Here is an 18517-nt window from a genome sequence, read left to right on the forward strand (position 1 = left end):
TTCGCGGGTTTCTCCTTACTCTTTGATGACGGTTCGGTCGTACCTGCGCCACAGTTTCGGAATTTACGAACGCTTAACTCCGGTGGGCATGTCGGGTTTCAACGGACACGATATCGAACGCTATTCGCGCCAAATGTTTATATGACGTTATTTGATTGTTAAATACTCGAGAAGATTAGTTGGTGCGAGGCGACATCGAATTTATCGATCCCATTTGATGAATGCGAAAAATATCTTTCGATCCAAGGCCTTATCGACCGTGGTCAGGGAATGGAAACAATACTTAACGTCGTATCGGCGACAGGACAATCTTGTGGCGGGGACGTCGGCGTGATAACCAAAGAAAAGGGACTCCCGAAGGAGTCCCTGTCGTGGTGCGCTGACGGCGCCCCGCCGTGGTGCGGCGGAACGTCGGCGTCGCGATCAGAAGTCGTAGCTCGCCTTGACCTGGAAGGTCCGGCCCATCGGGCTGTAGTAGCGGTAGTCGAAGCCCAGCATGTGACCGCCATTGGCGCGCAGCGACAGCGGAGGATCCTTGTCGAACACGTTCTTGATGCCGAGGGCGACGGTCAGCTGCTTGTTCCAGGTGTAGGCGGTCTGCCAGTCCAGCGTCGTGTACGGCTTGACCTTCAGGCGGACCACCTCGTTCACCAGCGTGCCGTCATCGCTGTCCAGGGTGGTCGGGAAGTCCTTGTAGCCCGACTGGAAGTTGATGTTGGCGGTGTGGGCCCAGTTGCCGGCCACCAGCGTGTTGGTCCACTGGCCCTTCCAGCGGAAGGTGACTTCGCCGATCGACGGATGGTTGTCCGCGATGGTCGAGAAGTACTCTTCGCCCGGCAGCAGCTGGTTCTTGGACGTCAGCATGTAGGTCGCGCGGACGTTCGAGGTCAGGCGGCCGAACGGGGTGCTGAAGCGGCCGGTGACGTCGAAGTCGACGCCGCTGTTGAACGACTTGCCCAGGTTGGTCGTGCTGCCGTTGTAGGCCAGGTACTTCTGTCCGGTGACGGGGTCGGTGTAGACCAGCCACAGGTTGGAGTACTTGTTGACGTTCTTGAAGGCCTCGTTCTCGTCGACCGAGCCGAAGGTCTTGTCGATGCCCACCCACCAGTAATCGGCGCCGAACGAGAAGGTGCTGGTCGGCTCCACGCGGAAGCCGATCGTGGCCTGCTTCGACTCTTCCGGCTTGACCTGCGTGTTGCCGCCCGTGAAGACGTTGTACTGCTTCTTGCCGGGCTGGCACAGGGCGCCCAGGCTGGTGGCCATGGCGCGCATTTCGGGGCTGCAGTCGTACTGCTCGGCCGTGACGCCGAACTCCTGCAGCGGACGGTACAGCTGGCGCAGCGTCGGGGCGCGGAAGCCGGTACCGACCGAGCCGCGGATCAGCAGCTCAGGCATCGGCGTGTACTTGAACGACAGCTTGCCGTTGGTGGCGCTGGCGACGTTGTGATAGTCGTCGTAACGGATGCCGCCGGTCACTTCCAGGTTCTTGAGCACCGGGACGATCAGCTCGGCGAAGGCGCCGGCCGTGTAGCGGTGGGCCTTGTACGGGACCGCGACGGTGCTGTCGCCGAAACGCTGGTCGTCGCCGTTGGGGCCGCCGTGTCCGAGCGCCACGGCGCCCGGATCGTCCTTGACCTCTTCCTTCTGTGCGCTGGCGCCGACCGCCAGGTAGGCGGCACCGCCCGGGGCCTTGAACACTTCACGCGAGGCGCGGAAGTCGGCGTTGACCATCGTGCTGGTCTCGGTGCTGTAGATGCCCGAGATCATGATGTCGCGGGCAGCCGCCTTGGCCGCGTCGGACTGCTGGCCCGGCAGCACGAAGGGGTTCCACAGGCCGCCGCGCAGCAGGTTGCCGAAGGCCTTGGCCAGCGGATAGCCGGTGTTGCTTTCCTCGACCTTGGCACGCTGGTAGCCGGTGGTGGCGGTGTAATCCCAGCCGGCCAGCTGGCCTTCCAGGGAGAGCCACAGACCCTTGGTGTCGCGCTCGAAGATGCTGGTGCGGTTGCCCAGGTCGAAGGCGCGGTAGGCCACCGAGGCGGGGTCGCTCGCCGACACGTCGGCGCCGAAGCCCGCGTCCACCAGCGATTGCAGGTAGGCCGGGGTGTAGCCGACCGCGGCCAGGTAGCTGGCGAACGGGCCGCTGGCGTCGACCGAGATCGAGCCCGGGACCGCGGCGATCTTGCCGCTGGTCTTGGTCTTGCCCAGCAGCAGGTCGGCGCGCAGGACATGCTCGCCCAGCTTCACGCTGCCCGAGCCGAACAGGTTGGTGCGCTTGCGGTCCGGGAAGGCCTGGACGGTGCTGGCGTAGTCGAACGCGCAGGCGGCGCCGGACTGGACGTGCTGCGGCGCGCATTCGCCGTTCTGCGCGAGGTACGGATTGCGCAGTTCGTAGTCGATGATGTCGCGGCCGTTCTCGTCCTTCGTGATGTACGGGACAGCCACGTTGCCCGGGATCGTGGAGCCCGAGCCGTTGAAGAACGTGAACGCCTTGCCCTTGTAGTTGAAGGGGATGACGCCCGACTTGCTGAAATCACGCTGGTTGGCGCTGAGCTGGTCGCGCTTGTCCATCGAGAGCGCGGCCATCACGTTGAAGCCGTCGCGTTCCAGGTCGCCGAAGCCGCCGGAGATGGACGCGCTGCGTTCCTTGCCGCCCGATTCCTGGGGCTGCGACCAGAACGCGCTCAGGTTGATCTTGGTCGAGTTGGTGCGGGTGATGAAGTTCACCACGCCGCCCACGGCGTCCGAGCCGTACAGCGCGGACGCGCCGTCGGTCAGGACTTCCACGCGGTCGATGATCGACAGCGGGATCATGTTCAGGTCGACGGCGCCACCGGCTTCGCCGATCAGGCGGCGGCCGTTCAGCAGCACCAGGGTGCGATCGCCGCCGAGGTTGTGGATGGAGACCGTGGCCTGGCCGCCGCCGCCGCCGCCGACGGTGTCACCTTCGGTGATGCCGCCTTGCACGGAGGACAGGTTCTGCATCAGCTCGGTGACCGAGGTCACGCCGCTGCGCTCGATCTCGGCGCGGGTGACGGTCTGCACGGGCAGGGAGCCTTCGGCGGCGATCCGCTTGATGGCCGAGCCGGTCACGACGACGCGTTCCAGCTGGGTCTGCTCCTGGCTCTGCGCCAGCGCGGCCGACGACGCGATTGCGATGGTGGTGGCGACTGCCAGGCTCACCGCGTTCAGTTTGGTTTTCAAGGAAACACTCCTAAAGGTGTCGAGCGGCGGCGCTTGTGGCGTCGCGCGAAACATGTCTGGACAACCTTTGCGCTCAAATTGGCGTGAAGGTGACGTGACAGAAGTGTCAATGACAGGAATTCGTCAACCGGCGGGGGTTCCTACCAATTGAGGTGGGTCAGTCGCCGGGAACAGGGGCATCGCCACAAGGACCGATACCCCGGCATGACCGGCGTCACGGGTGACTTCCAGCCAGTGCAGGGGTATCCGCGGGGACGCCTCTCCCGAGGCATCACCGAATTGTCATGCGCCCAACTCGTTGCGGGTCGGCAACAGGCTGTATCTCGACCGCAACAATACGGTCAGGGGTTTGATCGGGGATTCGTCAACATCGGAGCGCTGTGCGCACGAAATCTCCGAATCCCCGTTCCTCAGGCGCCGATCAGAAGTTGTAGCTGCCCGTCAGGTAGACGGTGCGGCCCAGCGGGCTGGCGTAACGCGGGTCGTAGCCGACCTGGTGGCCCGAGGAGTCGCGCAGCGTGAACGGCGGGATCTCGTTGGTCAGGTTCTGGATGCCCAGACGCAGTTCCAGCGCCTTGTTGTAGCGGTAGGTGCCTTGGTAGTCGAAGGTGATGTAGTTCGGCACCAGCAGCTGCACGCGCGTGTTCGCGCCGGTCTGCAGGTCGCGGACGGTCTGCTCGATGTCCTTGTAGCCCGAGCGGTACTTCACCACGATGGCGTTGGTCAGCTTGCCGGTGTCCAGCGCGAACTTGGCTTGCGCCGTGTTGCGGAAGATGACCTGGGCGTCCACGCCGTACTTGCCGAGGCTGTCGGTGAAGTCGTTGGTGGTGCCGGGCCGGGTGTACTTGGCCTCGATCATGTAGGTGCCGTTGACCGTGGTGGTCAGGCGGCCCAGGCCCTCGATGTTGACGCGACCGTCCAGCGACCAGTCCAGGCCCTTGTAGTTGGACTTGCCGATGTTGGTCGACACCGAGATGAAGGCGTACAGCGGATTCGCCTCGGCCGGCAGCTTGTAGGTCGTGAACAGCGCCTTGTTCTGCTCCGGATTGGCGAAGGCCTGGTTCGCGGAGACCGCGCTCACGGCGTCACGCAGGTCCAGCTGCCAGTAGTCCAGGCTGCCACCGAAGTTGCGGGTCGGGTCGAAGCGGATGCCCAGGGTGGCCTGCTTGGACTTTTCCGGCTTCAGGTTCTCGTTGCCGGTCGCGAGCTGGGTGTACTGCTGCTTGCCCGGCTTGCACGGCGCAGCGCCGCTGCCGTCGCCCGGGAACGGGCAGGCGTAGCTGGACGCCGTCACGCCGTTGGTCACCAGCGGCTGGGCGATGTCCAGCATGTCGGGCGCCTTGAAGCCGGTGCCGTACGAGCCGCGCAGCACCACGGTGCTGGTCGGCTTGTAGCTGGCGGACAGCTTGTAGGTCGTCGCGGTCTCGTTCTTGCCGACGTCGCGGCCGTTCAGGCTGTCCTTGATCTTGCTGATGCTGTCGTAGCGCAGCGCGGCGGTGACTTCCAGGCCCTTGATGACGGGAACCACGAACTCGGCGAAGGCGCCGATGTTGTCGCGGGCCATGTCGTACCTGGGATTGGCGGCGAAGTTGTAGATCACGCCGTTGACCGCGTCCGCCGACGGCGTCTGCTTGAAGCTGTAGTTGCGGAAGTCCGCGCCCAGGCCCAGGCTGACGGCGCCGGCCGGCAGGGTGAAGATCTCGGTGGACGCGCGGACGTCGGCACCCTTGAGCGTCGTCGACGCTTCGCGGATCGTGCCGTGGTAGATCGAGTCGCGGATCAGCTGCTGCGTCGTCGCGCTCTGGTTGCCGGACGGCACGAACGGGTCGAGCGCACCGGTGGCGAGGATGTTGTTGAACTCCTTGGCCTTGAAGTAGCCGCCGACGTACTTCTCGTTGAGCGAGTTCTCCGACCAGGTCAGCGCGCCATTGATGGACCAGTCGCCGAATTCGGCGTCGGCACCGACGACGACATGCTTCGCGTCGGTGATGGTCTGCGAGTCGCGCGTGCCGAAATCGGTGGCGCGGTAGCTGGCGGACACCGTGTCGATGTGGGCGATCTGGGCCGGCGTCAGGTACGGGGCGACGTACTTGGTGAACAGCGGCGAGGTGGTCGCGATGGGCACCGGCACCGGGTTCGGCGCGATGCGCGCGGTCAGATCCAGGCGCGTGAAGGCCACGTCGGAGAACAGCTTGATCTTGTCGTTGATCTTCAGTTCGCCGGTGACGAACACCGAGTCGCGGGTCGATTCGGGATAGACGTCGATCGTGCTGACGAAGTCGAACGCGCACTGGGCGGTGCCGTTCTTGCTCGTCGAGTTCGCCGGGATGGTGTTGGCCAGGCTGTAGACGTTGTTCGGCGCGCACTGGCCGTTGACCATGCGGTACGGGTTGAAGGCGTACGCCGGGATCGTGTCGATCTTGGCTTCCTTTTCGCCGGGCAGCTGCTTGAACACGACCGAGGCGTTGGCCGGATCGGCCGACGGGCTGGTGCGGTCGTAGGCGTAGTTCCTGCCGTTGAAGGTGAACGGCAGGAAGGCGCTCTTGGCGAAGGAGCGATCGCCGGACTTGAGCTGCTTCTGCTCGTCACGGCGGTACGTGGCCATGACGTTGAAGCCGTCGCGCTGCAGGTCGCCGAAGCCGTAGCTGCCGCTGACGTTGTAGGCGGTGCCGCCGTTGCCGACCGGATTGCTGTAGTTGGCGGTGAGGTTGCCGCCCTGCACGTTCTTCTTCAGGACGAAGTTCACCACGCCGGCGATGGCGTCGGAACCGTACAGCGCGGAGGCGCCGTCGGTCAGCACCTCGATGCGCTCGATGGCGCTCATCGGGATGGAGTTCAGGTTGATCCGGCTGCCCGAGCCCGTCGGGGCGATGCGGCGGCCGTTCAGCAGGACCAGCGTGTAGCTTTCACCGACGCCGTGGATCGAGGCGGTGGCGATGCCGCCGGAGTTCGAACCGATGGCGACATCGCCGATCGTCAGGTTGCCGCCCATGGCGGGCAGGCGCTGGATCAGGTCGGCGACGTTGTTCGCGCCCGAGGCCTTGATTTCTTCCTGCGTGATCAGCTGGACGGGCAGCGCCCCTTGGTTGGCGACGCGCTTGATGCTGGAGCCGGTGATCTCGATGCGCTCGAGCTGGGTGCTCTCCTGAGCGTGGGCGGCGCCGATCGAGGCGGCGAGCAGCGCGGCGGCGAAGCTCACGCGGCGGAGTTGAAGCGAAGAGGTCATGCCGGATCCGTGAAATGGCAAAAATGATTCCAATGCTGATGACTTTGTGTCATCAAACACTGCGTTTAAGTTAACAAACTTTAAGTAACGATCATTCGTCGCCATCTCAGGGCCGGCCCCTAAGGGTTTTCCATGCTTGAAGGACTGGATTTACCGCACGGCGTCATGACCAAAAGCAGCCCTATTCCAAAAGTCATGGGTCGCCGTTTCACCTAAATGATGAAATCGGTAACCGACGGAAAGAAAAAAGCGACCCGCGGGTCGCTTTCTTGGTGGACGCGTACACCGCACGATGGCGGTGATTCGCGGGAGATGGGTACCGTTGTCTGAATGATCAGCGGGCGACGGCGGTTGCTGCCGCCTTGCGCTTCTGCCGCCAGGCATGCAGCAGCGGTTCGGTGTAACCGCTGGGCTGTTCACGCCCTCTGAACACCAGCGCCAGCGCGGCCTGATACGCCATGCTGTTCGGATGACCGGCCATTGGTTCGTACGCCGTGTCGCCCGCGTTCTGACTGTCGACCACGGCGGCCATGCGTTCGAATGTCGCCCGAACCTGTTGTTCGGTGACGACGCCGTGATACAGCCAGTTCGCCACGTGCTGACTCGAGATGCGCAAGGTGGCACGGTCTTCCATCAGGCCGACCTGGTTGATGTCCGGCACCTTCGAGCACCCGACCCCTTGATCGATCCATCGCACCACGTAGCCGAGGATGCCCTGGATGTTGTTGTCGAGCTCCTGCTGCTTCTCGGTGTCGGTCCAGGACGGGTCGGCGGCCACCGGGATCGTCAGCAGGCGCTGCAGCAGGTCGGCGCGGTCGACGTTCGGCGCCTCGGCCTCGATCTGCTGCTGGACCTGCGCCACGCTGACCTGGTGATAGTGCAACGCGTGCAGCGTCGCGGCGGTCGGGCTGGGCACCCAGGCGGTATTGGCGCCGGCTTTTGGATGGGCGATCTTCTGTTCCAGCATCGCGGCCATCAGGTCGGGCATCGCCCACATGCCCTTGCCGATCTGGGCGCGGCCGCGCAGTCCGGCGCTCAGGCCCGCCAGCACGTTGTTGCGCTCGTAGGCCTGGATCCAGGCGCTGCTTTTCATGTCGCCCTTGCGCAGCATCGGACCGGCGAGCATCGCGGTGTGCATCTCGTCGCCGGTGCGGTCGAGGAAGCCGGTGTTGATGAAGGCCACACGGCTCGGTGCCGCGGCGATGCAGGCGGCGAGGTTGACGCTGGTGCGGCGTTCCTCGTCCATGATGCCCAGCTTGACCGTCGAGGCCGGCAGACCGAGCAGCTGCTCGACGCGGCCGAACAGTTCGTTCGCGAAGCCGACCTCGGCCGGGCCATGCATCTTCGGCTTGACGATGTAGATCGAGCCGCGGCGCGAGTTGCGCAGCCCCGAGCCCGACAGCTGCTTCAGGTCGTGGACCGAGATCAGCGTCGTGATCACGGCGTCCAGGATGCCTTCGGGGATCTCGCGATCGCCCTCGAGCAGGATGGCCGGGTTGGTCATCAGGTGGCCGACGTTGCGCACGAACAGCAGCGAGCGGCCCGGCAGCACGACGTCGTCGCCGCCGCCGGCGGCCTTGTAGACACGGTCCGGATTCAGGCGCCGGACGAAGGTCCGGCCGCCCTTGCTGACCTCCTCGGTCAGCGAGCCGCGCAGGATGCCCAGCCAGTTGCGGTAGGCCAGCAGCTTGTCCTCGGCGTCGACGGCGGCGATCGAGTCCTCGAGGTCGAGGATGGTCGACAGCGCCGACTCCATCAGCAGGTCGGAGACGCCGGCGGCGTCCGTCTGGCCGATCGTCGAGGCGCGATCGATCTGGATCTCGAGGTGGATGCCGTGGTGGCGCAGCAGGACCGCCGTCGGTGCGGCCGCGTCGCCCAGATAGCCGGCGAACTGGGCCGGATCGGCCAGCGCGACCGTGCGGCCGTCCTTCAGCGACACGGCCAGGGCGGTGCCGTCCACCGCATAAGCCGCCGCATCGGCGTGGGACGCGCCCGCCAGCGGCGCGGCCTGGTCCAGCACCTGACGCGCGAAGGCGATGACCTTCGCGCCGCGGACCGGGTTGTAGCCGCCGGCGCGCTCGGCGCCGTCGGTCTCGGGGATGACGTCGGTGCCGTAGAGCGCGTCGTAGAGCGAGCCCCAACGCGCGTTCGCCGCGTTCAGCGCGTAGCGCGCGTTCAGGATCGGCACCACCAGCTGCGGACCGGCCTGGACGGCGAGCTCGGCGTCCACGTTGGCGGTCGTCGCCTTCGGCTCGGCGGGCAGCGGCACCAGATAGCCGATCTGCGTCAGGAAGGCCTGGTAGGCCGCCATGTCGGCGATCGGGCCGGGATGGGCGCGATGCCAGCCGTCGATCTCGGCCTGCAGGCGGTCGCGCTCGGCCAGCAGCGCGGCGTTCTTCGCCGACAGCTCGTGCGCCAGCGCGTCGAAGCCCTGCCAGAACGCCGCCGGCTCGACGCCGGTGCCGGGCAGCGCCTCGGTCTCGATGAAACGGGCCAGGGCGGCATCGACCTGGAGACGGTGGTGTTGGCTGCGGACGGTCATGGCGGCTCCGAAAGACGGTTCAACGGTGCGTCGACTGTAGGGCGTGAGGCGGTGCCGATTCATGTCGGCCGCGGTCGAAGATCCCTGACTTTTTTGCACAAATAACAACGACAAGGGTCGTCATTCATTGCTTGCGGCGATGCAACGGTCCAACAATCGCCGCTCATGGATCGCCTCAAACAGATCGAGTCCTTCGCGCTCGTCGCGACGAAGGGCAGCCTGACGGCCGCCGCGCAGGCCGAGGGCGTGGCACCGGCGGTGATGGGTCGGCGGCTCGACGCCCTGGAGGCGCGGCTCGGCGTGAAACTGCTGCTGCGCACGACACGCAAGCTGACGCTGACGCACGAGGGCATCGCCTTCCTCGAGGACTGCCAGCGCCTGCTGGCCGAGTTCGCCAGCGCCGAGGCCAGCGTGAGCGCCGGCGGTGTGAAGGCCAGTGGCCATCTGCGGATCACCGCGCCGGCGGGCTTCGGCCGTCGCCACGTCGCGCCGCTGGTGCCGGACTTCCTGTCGCGTCATCCGGAGGTCAGCGTCTCGCTGAACCTCAGCGATCGCGTCGTCGACATCGTCAACGAGGGCTTCGACTGCGCGGTGCGCGTCGGCGACCTCAGCGATTCCAGTCTGATCAGCATGCGGCTGGCCGACAACCGGCGGCTGTGCGTGGCCGCGCCGTCCTACCTGAAGCGCGCCGGTACGCCGAAGCATCCGTCCGAGTTGATGCGGCACGAATGCCTGACGTTGAGCTCCGACGCGAGCCAGACCCGCGGCTGGGCCTTCCGCATCGACGACCAGGTGCAGCACCTGAGGCCCAGCGGGCGGCTCGACTGCAGCGACGGTCAGGTGCTCCACGACTGGTGCCGGCAGGGACTCGGCCTGGCCTGGCGCAGCACCTGGGAGGTGGCCGCGGCGCTGCAGGCCGGCGAGCTGGTCAGCGTGCTCGACGAGTTCGCCGCGCCGCCCAACGGCATCTTCGCGGTGCTGCCGCAGCGCAAGCACCTGCCGCTGCGGGTGAGGCTCTGGATAGACTTCCTGAAAGAGCACCACGGCAGCCCCGACTACTGGGCCCGCGCCTCCACCTGGGAGACCCCATGACCCTCGAAGCCCTGCTCGCCGGCCTGCACCTCGTGGCCATCCTCAGCCTGGTCGTGTTCCTGTCCAGCCAGGCGGCGCTGTGCCGCAGCGAATGGATGAATCCTGCCGTCGTGCGGCGCCTCTCGCGGCTGGACATGATCTACGGCATCACGGCGGTGGCCGTGCTGCTCACCGGTCTGGCCCGCACCTGGTGGGGCCTGAAGGGCCTGGGCTGGTACTGGCACCAGCCGCTGCTGCACTTCAAGTTCGGCATGTTCGTCGTGATCGGGCTGATCTCGATCAAGCCGACGCTGACCTACCGCCGCTGGCTCAAGACGCTGGACGGCGGCGGCGGCCTGCCCGGCGAGACCGAGATCCGCGCAACGCGCCGCCTCGTGATGATGCAGGCGCACCTGCTGATCCTGATCCCGATCGCGGCGGTGATGCTCGCGCGCGGCGTCCTCACGAAGTGAACAAGGCCCTCGCGAGAGGGCCTTGTCCATGGAACCTGACGCGCGCCCTGACGCGTCACTTGGCGGACAGACACTCCTTCATGAAGGCCTTGCGGGCGTCGCCGGTCTTGCCCTTGGCGTCGGCGTTGCAGGTCGTCATCTTGGTCTGCTGAGCGGTCTTCGCCGGCGCCGAGGCCGTCTCGCCCTTCAGGCAGCTGCTCATGAAGGCCTTGCGCTCATCGCCGGACTTGTCCTTGGCGTCGGCGTTGCAGCTCTTCATCAGCTGCTGCTGCTTCAGCTGCTTCTCGGACGGCGCCTTCTTGGCGTCGTCGGCGGCGTGCGCGCCCAGCGCGGCCACGGCCAGCAGGACGCCGGCGAACAGCGAGGTCGGGGTCAGGTGTTTCATCACTCTCTCCTACGGGGGCTACAGGGGGTTGGGGAAGGACCTGTGGGCAGTTGAGCACAGCAACGAACGGCTCTCAAGAGCGGTTGACGCCCGTCAAGAGAAACGGTGACCCGGACCGGTTGACGTCGATCCGACGCGAACCCACATCCGCGAGTCAGGCGCGCACTCACATGATCCGGCGCGGAGAAGCCAGTGCCTCATGGGCGAGATGGAGCCGCCTGACCAGCACCTGTATGAAAGCCCGGTCGAAACGGTGCTGGCACTCGGGGCTGAGCTGCCCCAGCGAGTCCGGCGTGAAGGACACGGTGGTGCAAAGTTGGGTCACCCTGATGTCGGTGCTGTGGCGGCGCAGGTCGGGATTCGGCGCGAGGTAGGCCATCTCGCCGACCGAGGTGCCGGTGCCCAGCGTCGCGACCAGCGCGCCGTCGCGCCAGACCTCGACCTCGCCCTGCGTGATGATGTGGAAGGTGTTGCCTTCCTGGCCCTTCTTGAACAGCAGGTAGTCGAGCGGATAACGGCGCCACCGCGCGCGCCGCACGACCTCCCAGAGCTCGACGTCGCCGAAGCCCGCGAAGAACTCCAGCCCGCGCAGCAGGTTGAAACGCTCCGAGTCCTTGACCTCGTTGAGGCGCGCCAGCGGCACCAGCTGCTTCGCGACCAGTTCCGACAAGGCCTGGCCGAAGGACTCCCAGTCGGGATAGCGCTCGGACGGATGCTTGTAGAGCGCGCGCTGGATGACCGCGTCCAGCTCCGCCGTCACGCCGCCGCGCTGCCCGAGCAGCGGCTGCGGCGCCTGGTGGTAGATCTGATGCATCAGCGCCATCTGGTTGGGCGCGTCGAAGGGCGGCCGGCCGCTGACCATGTGGTACAGCACGGCGCCCAGCGCGTAGATGTCGGCCTGCGCGCCGACGTCGCCCCCTTCGATCTGCTCCGGCGGCATGTAGGCCAGCGAGCCGACGCGATGCACCTGCGTCATGTCGGCGTTGAGGTTGAGCGCGCTGCCGAAGTCGCTGACCTTGACGTCGGTGACCTGACCCTGGCCGTCGAGTACCGCCAGCAGGTTCGCCGGCTTGATGTCGCGGTGCACGACACCCTGGCGGAACACGTAGGACAGCGCCATCGCGCACTTGAAGCCGAGTTCGACGATCTGGTCCAGCGGCAGCAGCCGGTCGTTGCGGCAGAAGTGCTTCAGCGTGACGCCGTGGACGAACTCCATCACCAGGTAGGGGAGATCGCCGTCCTGCACCGCGTCGAGGATCTGCACGACGTTGGGGTGCTGCAGCCGGCCGGCCAGCGCGGCCTCGGCGGCGAAGAAGCGGATGCTGAGCGTGTCTTCCTCGCTGCGGCCGCCGGCCGACCAGGCGCGCATGCGCTTGATGGCGACCTCCTGGCCCTTGAAGTCGTCCATCGCCAGGAACACGTCGCTGGTCGCGCCTTCGCCCAGCCGTCTCAGCACGCGGTACTTGCCGATCTGCTCCGGCAGGTCGGCCAGTCCGCCGAGCGTCGATTCGGAAAAGGTGGAGGGACGGAGATCGTCGGAGGCGCTCATCGGAGGGCCATCCTGCCCCAGGGAGAGGGTGCGGGCAAGGGGTGCCACGGTCTCTTACAGGGGAGGTCCCCTAAAATGCGGCCCCATGATCCAAGCCAAGCAGGAATTGCTCGCCGCCCTCGGCACCGTGCTCCAGGGCCTGAGCCAGGAGGCCGTCGACGCCGGCCTCATCAAGGCCGCGCCCGCCGCCGCCTTCGAGAACCCCAAGCAAGCCTCCCACGGCGACTTCGCCTGCACGGCGGCGATGCAGCTGTCCAAGGCGCTGAAGAAGAATCCGCGCGAACTGGCGCAGACGCTGATCGCCCAGCTGCAGGCGCAGCCTGCGTTCGAGCGCTGGGTCGAGGCGCTGGAGATCGCCGGCCCCGGGTTCATCAACATCCGCCTGAAGCCGGCGGCCCGCCAGGCCGTGGTCGGCGAGGTGTTCGCGGCGACGTCGCGCTTCGGCCATCAGCCGGCGCGCGACACGTCGGCGCTGGTCGAGTTCGTCTCCGCCAACCCGACCGGCCCGCTGCACGTCGGCCATGCGCGCCAGGCGGCGCTGGGCGATTCGCTCTGCCACCTGTTCGAGACGCAGGGCTGGAAGGTCAGCCGCGAGTTCTACTACAACGACGCCGGCGTGCAGATCGGGACACTGGCCCACAGCACGCAGCTGCGCATCAAGGGCTTCAAGCCGGGCGACCCGGTCTGGCCGACCGAGGAAGACAACCCGGAGAGCAAGAAGTTCTACAACGGCGAGTACATCCAGGACATCGCCGACGCCTTCCTGCGCAAGGAGACGGTGAAGGCCGACGACCGCGAGTTCACCGCGTCCGGCGATCCGGAGGACATCGACTCGATCCGCCAGTTCGCCGTGGCCTTCCTGCGCCACGAGCAGGACCTGGACCTGCAGGCGTTCGGGCTGCGCTTCGACAATTACTTCCTCGAGTCCTCGCTGTACAGCGGCGGTCAAGTCGAGGACGCGGTGGCGCGTATCGTCGCCAATGGCAAGACGTATGAAGACGGCGGCGCGCTGTGGCTGCGCGCGACCGACTACGGCGACGACAAGGACCGCGTGATGCGCAAGTCCGACGGCACCTTCACCTACTTCGTCCCGGACGTCGCGTACCACGTCAACAAGTTCAAGCGCGGGTTCTCCAAGTGCATCAACGTGCAGGGCAGTGACCACCACGGCACGATCGCCCGGGTGCGCGGCGGCCTGCAGGCCACCGGCGTCGGCATCCCGCAGGGCTTCCCCGACTACGTGCTGCACAAGATGGTCACCGTCATGAAGGACGGCGGCGAGGTCAAGATCTCCAAGCGCGCCGGCAGCTACGTCACGCTGCGCGACCTGATCGACTGGACCAGCCGCGACGCGGTGCGTTTCTTCCTGATCAGCCGCAAGGCCGACACGGAATTCGTCTTCGACGTCGACCTCGCGCTCAAGGCCAACGACGAGAACCCCGTGTTCTACGTGCAGTACGCGCATGCGCGCATCTGCTCGGTGCTGCGCAAGGGCGTCGAGCAGGGCCATGACGAGGCCGCCGTGGCCGGCGCCGACCTGTCGCTGCTGACCGCGCCCACCGAGGCCGCGCTGATGCTCAAGCTGGCGGACTATCCGCGCATGCTGACGGCGGCGGCGCAAGACCTGGCCCCGCACGACGTCGCGTTCTATCTGCGCGACCTGGCCGGTGCGCTGCACAGCTACTATGGCGCCGAACGCGTGCTGGGCGACGACCCGGCCCTGACGCGCGCGCGCCTGGCGCTGCTGGCCGCGACGCGGCAGGTGATGCGCAACGCGCTGGCGGTGCTGGGGGTGTCGGCCCCGGACGCGATGGAACGTGACTCGCAGGAGCAGCAATGAGTAAACAGAAGCAGCGCGGCGGATTCGCCATGGGCCTGATCGTGGGCCTGCTGCTGGGGCTGGGGATCGCGCTGGGCGTGGCCCTGTACGTGACGAAGGCCCCGGTGCCGTTCGTCAACAAGCTGCCGCAGCGCACCGCGGAGCAGGACGCCCAGGAAGCCGAACGCAACCGCAACTGGGACCCGAACGCGCCGCTGGCCGGCCGCGCCGGGGCGAAGGCCGCGTCGGGCGTGGTGACGCCGGCGGTGACGCCGCCCGCGGCCCAGCCGGCGCCGCAGGTCAGCACGGGCACGACGCCGGCACCGGCGGTCGAAGGCCGCCCGGTGGAACGCGCCCCGGCGGTTCAGCCGCAGGCCCAGAGCCAGATCCCGTCCGTCAAGCCGGAGCAGCGTCCCACCGAGCCGCGCGCCGACGGCGCGCGTCCCGACGGCTCGCGCGGCAGCTTCTTCGTCCAGGCCGGCGCCTACACGCGCATGGAAGACGCCGAGCAGCAGCGCGCGAAGCTGGCGATCCAGGGTTTCGCCGCCAAGGTGATGGAGCGCGAGCAATCCGGCCGCACCGTCTTCCGCGTGCGCCTGGGCCCGTTCGACACGCGCGACGAGGCCGAGGCGCAGCAGAAGAAGCTCGAAGGCGCCGGCGTCGAGGCCAACCTCGTGGCGATCCAGCGCTGATCGCCCGCACCCGGTTAATGCCGCTCTAAGTTTGACTTTCTAGGATGGCCGGCCGCCATGGCGCCGGCCGCAGCGGAACCAACAAGGAATCGAAGATGAAGCGTCGCGAATTCAACGCCCTCACGGCCCTGTCGACCGCCGCCGGCGGCGGTCTGCTCCTCGCCGGCGCCCCGGCGCACGCGCAGGGCGGCCCGGTCGAAGGCCGCCAGTACCAGCGCCTGGCCACGCCGGTCGCGGGCTCGGCACCCGGCAAGATCGAGGTGATCGAGTTCTTCTGGTACGGCTGCCCCCACTGCTACGTCTTCGAGCCGACGATCGAGGCCTGGGCCAAGCAGCTGCCCGCGGACGTCGTGTACCGCAAGGTCCACGTGGCCTTCCGCGCCAACGTGAAGATCCACCAGCAGCTGTTCTTCACGCTCGAAGCGATGGGCAAGGAAGCGCAGGTCCGCCCGGCGATCTTCAACGCGATCCACCGCGGCGGCCAGGGCCTGACCACCGTCGAGGAGATGGCCAAGTTCCTGGCGCCGCTGGGCGTGGATGCGGCCAAGTTCAAGGAGACCTACAACTCCTTCACCGTGCAGACCAAGAGCCAGCAGGCCGAGAAGCTGCAGAACCAGTACAACATCGACGGCGTCCCGACCGTGGCGATCGGCGGGCGTTATCTGACGTCGCCGGCGATGGCCGGTTTCGGGGTGCGCGTCAGCGAGGAAGAGCTCGGCCAGCGTTGCATCGCCGTCGCCAACTTCCTGCTGCCGCTGGCTCGCAAGGGCGCCTGAGTCCGGCGACGGCCGCCGGCCCTCACCCCCGCCTCTCCCGCACCGCGGGAGAGGGCGTCCGGCAGACCTCCTGCGGAAGCGCCCCTCGTGGGCGCTTTTTGCTTGCTGGCCCCTCTGTTGGGGGAGATCGAGGGCCAGGGCTTGCGCAACCGGGCCCCAGAGGCTTAAAGTGATATCACCTTTTTGGAGGAGTTGGTGATGAGCACGACCGCAGTCCCGAAAACCCCCTGTCGCGCGCCGCCGCGCCGGCGACGATGGAGCGCCGTGCCGGGACGGCCAACGGCTACGCCGCGCTGCTGGTCGGCCTGGGTCTGCTGGCTTTCGCGGCCTGGCGCTTCGTCGCGCTCGGCCATGACGCGGTCGGCCTGCCGCAGCTGGTGCTCATCGTGGTGGGCCTGATCCTGCTGTCGGGCCTGTACATCCAGCAGCCGAACGAGGCGCGGCTGCTGACGCTCTTCGGCCGCTATGTCGGCACCGACCGCGTTTCCGGGCTGCGCTGGACGATCCCGCTGTTCATGGCCAAGCGCCGGCTCTCGCTGCGCGCGCGCAACCTGGACGCGCCGACGCTGAAGGTCAATGACAAGCGCGGCAATCCGGTCGAGATCAGCGCGGCGGTGGTCTGGCGCGTCGAGGACACGGCGCGTGCGGTGTTCGAGGTCGACGACTTCGAGCAGTACGTCAGCATCCAGGCGGAGGCCGCCATCCGGCACGTCGCCTCGCAGTTCGCCTACGACGAGGGCGACGACATCGACAGCCGCGAGATCACGCTGCGCGCGGGCGCCGACGAGGTGATGGCCGCGATGATCGCCGAGTTGCAGGCGCGTCTCCAGCCGGCCGGCGTCAGCGTCGAGACGGCCATGCTGACGCACCTGGCCTATGCGCCTGAGATCGCGCAGGTGATGCTGCGTCGCCAGCAGGCCGAGGCCATCATCAGCGCGCGCAAGAAGATCGTGCACGGCGCGGTCAGCATGGTCGAGGAAGCGCTCAAGGGCCTGAGCGAGCGCGAGATCGTGCAGCTCGACGACGAGCGCAAGGCGGCGATGGTGTCCAACCTGCTGGTGGTGCTGTGCTCCGACAAGGACACGCAGCCGATCATCAATGCGGGCACGCTCTACAACTGAGCGCGACGAGGGAGCGGGCATGGCCACGACATCAGGCACCCCATCGAGCCGGACCGCCGCGGCGCCGGCCGTTCCCGCGGGGGTGGTGGCGGGGGCTGGCGCCTCTGGCGTGCCTTGTTCCTCGCGTCCTGGGGCGCGCACCTGTCGTTCATCCTGCTGGCCTCGGGGTCGCTGCCGGCCGTCGTGGTCGACCCTTCGGCAGCAGGCAAGACCTGGAGCCGGGACGCCTTCGTCGCCCTTTCGCTCGGCATGGGCATCCTGGTGCCCGCGATGTGCACCTGGGGCGTGGCCTTCGTCGCCCGGCACTTCACCGGCGTGCTGAACATGCCCAACAAGGACTACTGGATGGCGCCGGAGCGCCGCGCGTCGACGCTGGTCATGCTGGGTCGGTGGATGTGGCCGCTGGGATTGCTGATCGTGCTGCAACAGGCCGGCTCGACCGTGATGACGCTGGCGTCGGTGCTGCACTGGCCCTTGGACGCCAGGATCCCCCTGGCGGGCGGGGTGCTGTGGACTGCAGCCATGCTGGCCTGGGTGGGCGGGGTGCTGTGGGTCTTCCGGTTGCCCGAACGTCGATCCACCGCCACCGGCGACCGCCAGAGACCGCGCGCGCCTCACCGCCGCCCGGGGCGCTGACGACGGAGCGACGCAGTCATGGGCAGTCCCGGCAAGAAGCAGTTTCCGCTGCGCCTCGATCCGGCGTTGTGGGAGGAGATCGAGCGTCTGGCCGCGATCGAGCTGCGTTCGTCCAACGCGCAGATCGAGCTGCTGCTGCGCGAGGCCCTCAAGCGCCGCGGCATCAAGCCCGCGCTCTCGCCGACGCCGCGTCGGGGCCGTCCACCGGCGGGCGATGCCGACGCCGCCATCGAGGGCGACGAGGCATCCGGCATCTCCGACGCGTCCCGCAACGCGGACGACACGGACCCCGCAGACGAATGACCCATCGGCCGTCCCCGTCATCACGGCCGTCAGCGAACTTCGCACGACCGTGCTAAATTCGGTGTCATGGAAGCCAAGACCGCCCGCAGCGGACTGACGCAGAGCGCCATCGTCGATGTCGCGCTGGAGATGGCTCGCCTGGACGGCCTGGACAGCCTGTCGATCGGCGAGGTGGCCAAGCGGCTGAACCTGTCCAAGAGCGGCGTGTTCTCGCGGATCGGCTCGCGCGAGGCCTTGCAGGCCGCGGTGCTCGACGCGTTCGAGAAGGTCTTCCAGCAGGAGGTCATCCTGCCGGCGATGCGCGAGCCGCGCGGCCTGCCGCGGATGGATGCCATGGTGCGGGCCTGGTTGAACCGGGTCGAGGGGCCGCACGGCAACTGCCTGTACGTCGCTGGCGCCTTCGAGTACGACGATCGCGATGAAGCGATGCGCGACCATCTGCTGGACGGCGTCCGCCGCTGGCGCGCCACGTTGCGGCGCACGCTGCTGCAGGCGCAGGATGCCGGCCAGCTGCGCGCCGACGCCGACCTTGATCAGCTGATCTTCGAGCTCGACGGCCTGTTCACCGCGCTGGTCCGCGAGGTGCGTTTCCTGCGCACGCCGGACGCCGTCGATCGGGCCTGGACCAGCTACCGCCGCCTGATGGCGCCTGCGCTGGTCGCGGGCGTCCCGCCTTCCCCCACGTCTCCCGCCTGAGGCCGCCGCCCATGAACTGCATCGGCC

14 protein-coding genes are annotated in these 18517 nt (G+C 67.3%); 9 read left to right on the forward strand and 5 right to left on the reverse strand.

All coding sequences use genetic code 11. The features are described 5' to 3' along the window. Positions 1–423 precede the first annotated feature (423 nt). The 3 genes from ACQ86G_RS07795 to ACQ86G_RS07805 all read right to left on the reverse strand — a co-directional run bounded on the left by ACQ86G_RS07795 (position 424) and on the right by ACQ86G_RS07805 (position 8969). Positions 424–3201: a TonB-dependent receptor gene (locus ACQ86G_RS07795; protein ID WP_431260053.1), complete on the reverse strand. Its 2778-nt coding sequence runs from the start codon at positions 3199–3201 to the stop codon at positions 424–426. Positions 3202–3622: 421 nt separating this feature from the next. Further along, complete coding sequence (locus ACQ86G_RS07800) at positions 3623–6427, reverse strand: TonB-dependent receptor (RefSeq protein ID WP_431260054.1); 2805 nt, start codon at positions 6425–6427, stop codon at positions 3623–3625. 334 nt (positions 6428–6761) lie between these two features. Then, the gene (locus ACQ86G_RS07805; RefSeq protein ID WP_431260055.1) at positions 6762–8969 is read right to left on the reverse strand and encodes a malate synthase G; all 2208 of its coding nucleotides are present in this window, start codon (positions 8967–8969) and stop codon (positions 6762–6764) included. A 165-nt stretch (positions 8970–9134) separates the two neighbouring features. Between ACQ86G_RS07805 and ACQ86G_RS07810 the strand changes: the two genes are divergently transcribed. Both ACQ86G_RS07810 and ACQ86G_RS07815 read left to right on the forward strand, forming a co-directional pair. Next, complete coding sequence (locus ACQ86G_RS07810) at positions 9135–10061, forward strand: LysR family transcriptional regulator (protein ID WP_431260056.1); 927 nt, start codon at positions 9135–9137, stop codon at positions 10059–10061. Beyond that, positions 10058–10513, forward strand: coding sequence for a DUF2214 family protein (locus ACQ86G_RS07815; RefSeq protein WP_431260057.1), 456 nt, complete (start codon positions 10058–10060; stop codon positions 10511–10513). Before ACQ86G_RS07810 ends, ACQ86G_RS07815 begins: the two co-directional genes overlap by 4 nt. A gap of 55 nt (positions 10514–10568) precedes the next feature. Here the strand turns inward: ACQ86G_RS07815 and ACQ86G_RS07820 are convergent, their stop codons facing one another. Together ACQ86G_RS07820 and ACQ86G_RS07825 are read right to left on the reverse strand one after the other, a co-directional pair. Beyond that, entirely contained in the window at positions 10569–10898 is a 330-nt protein-coding gene (locus tag ACQ86G_RS07820) for a PsiF family protein (RefSeq protein WP_431260058.1), read from the reverse strand. A gap of 166 nt (positions 10899–11064) precedes the next feature. Beyond that, a complete protein-coding gene (locus ACQ86G_RS07825) occupies positions 11065–12447 on the reverse strand; it encodes a serine/threonine-protein kinase (protein ID WP_431260059.1) in 1383 nt (460 codons plus the stop codon). Positions 12448–12532: 85 nt separating this feature from the next. On the opposite strand from ACQ86G_RS07825, the gene argS reads away from it, so the two are divergent. The 7 genes from argS to ACQ86G_RS07860 all read left to right on the forward strand — a co-directional run bounded on the left by argS (position 12533) and on the right by ACQ86G_RS07860 (position 18490). Beyond that, a complete protein-coding gene (argS, locus tag ACQ86G_RS07830; protein ID WP_431260060.1) occupies positions 12533–14287 on the forward strand; it encodes an arginine--tRNA ligase in 1755 nt (584 codons plus the stop codon). Next, complete coding sequence (locus ACQ86G_RS07835; RefSeq protein WP_431260061.1) at positions 14284–14958, forward strand: SPOR domain-containing protein; 675 nt, start codon at positions 14284–14286, stop codon at positions 14956–14958. The genes argS and ACQ86G_RS07835 overlap by 4 nt, the downstream gene beginning before the upstream one ends. 95 nt (positions 14959–15053) lie before the next feature. Continuing rightward, positions 15054–15734 carry a thiol:disulfide interchange protein DsbA/DsbL gene (locus ACQ86G_RS07840; RefSeq protein WP_431260062.1) on the forward strand — a complete coding sequence of 227 codons (681 nt, stop codon included), beginning with the start codon at positions 15054–15056 and terminating at the stop codon, positions 15732–15734. A gap of 254 nt (positions 15735–15988) precedes the next feature. Then, positions 15989–16855, forward strand: a complete 867-nt coding sequence (locus ACQ86G_RS07845) for an SPFH domain-containing protein (RefSeq protein WP_431260063.1) — start codon at positions 15989–15991, stop codon at positions 16853–16855. Positions 16856–16969: 114 nt separating this feature from the next. After that, complete coding sequence (locus tag ACQ86G_RS07850) at positions 16970–17491, forward strand: hypothetical protein (protein ID WP_431260064.1); 522 nt, start codon at positions 16970–16972, stop codon at positions 17489–17491. Between the two features lie 18 nt (positions 17492–17509). Further along, on the forward strand, positions 17510–17794 hold the full coding sequence (locus ACQ86G_RS07855) for a hypothetical protein (protein ID WP_431260065.1): 285 nt from the start codon (positions 17510–17512) through the stop codon (positions 17792–17794). Between the two features lie 66 nt (positions 17795–17860). After that, positions 17861–18490 carry a TetR/AcrR family transcriptional regulator gene (locus ACQ86G_RS07860; protein WP_431260066.1) on the forward strand — a complete coding sequence of 210 codons (630 nt, stop codon included), beginning with the start codon at positions 17861–17863 and terminating at the stop codon, positions 18488–18490. Positions 18491–18517 lie beyond the last annotated feature (27 nt).

It is taken from the genome of Roseateles chitinivorans (assembly GCF_050632145.1).
In the GTDB taxonomy this organism is placed as follows: Bacteria; Pseudomonadota; Gammaproteobacteria; order Burkholderiales; family Burkholderiaceae_C; genus Roseateles; species Roseateles chitinivorans_B.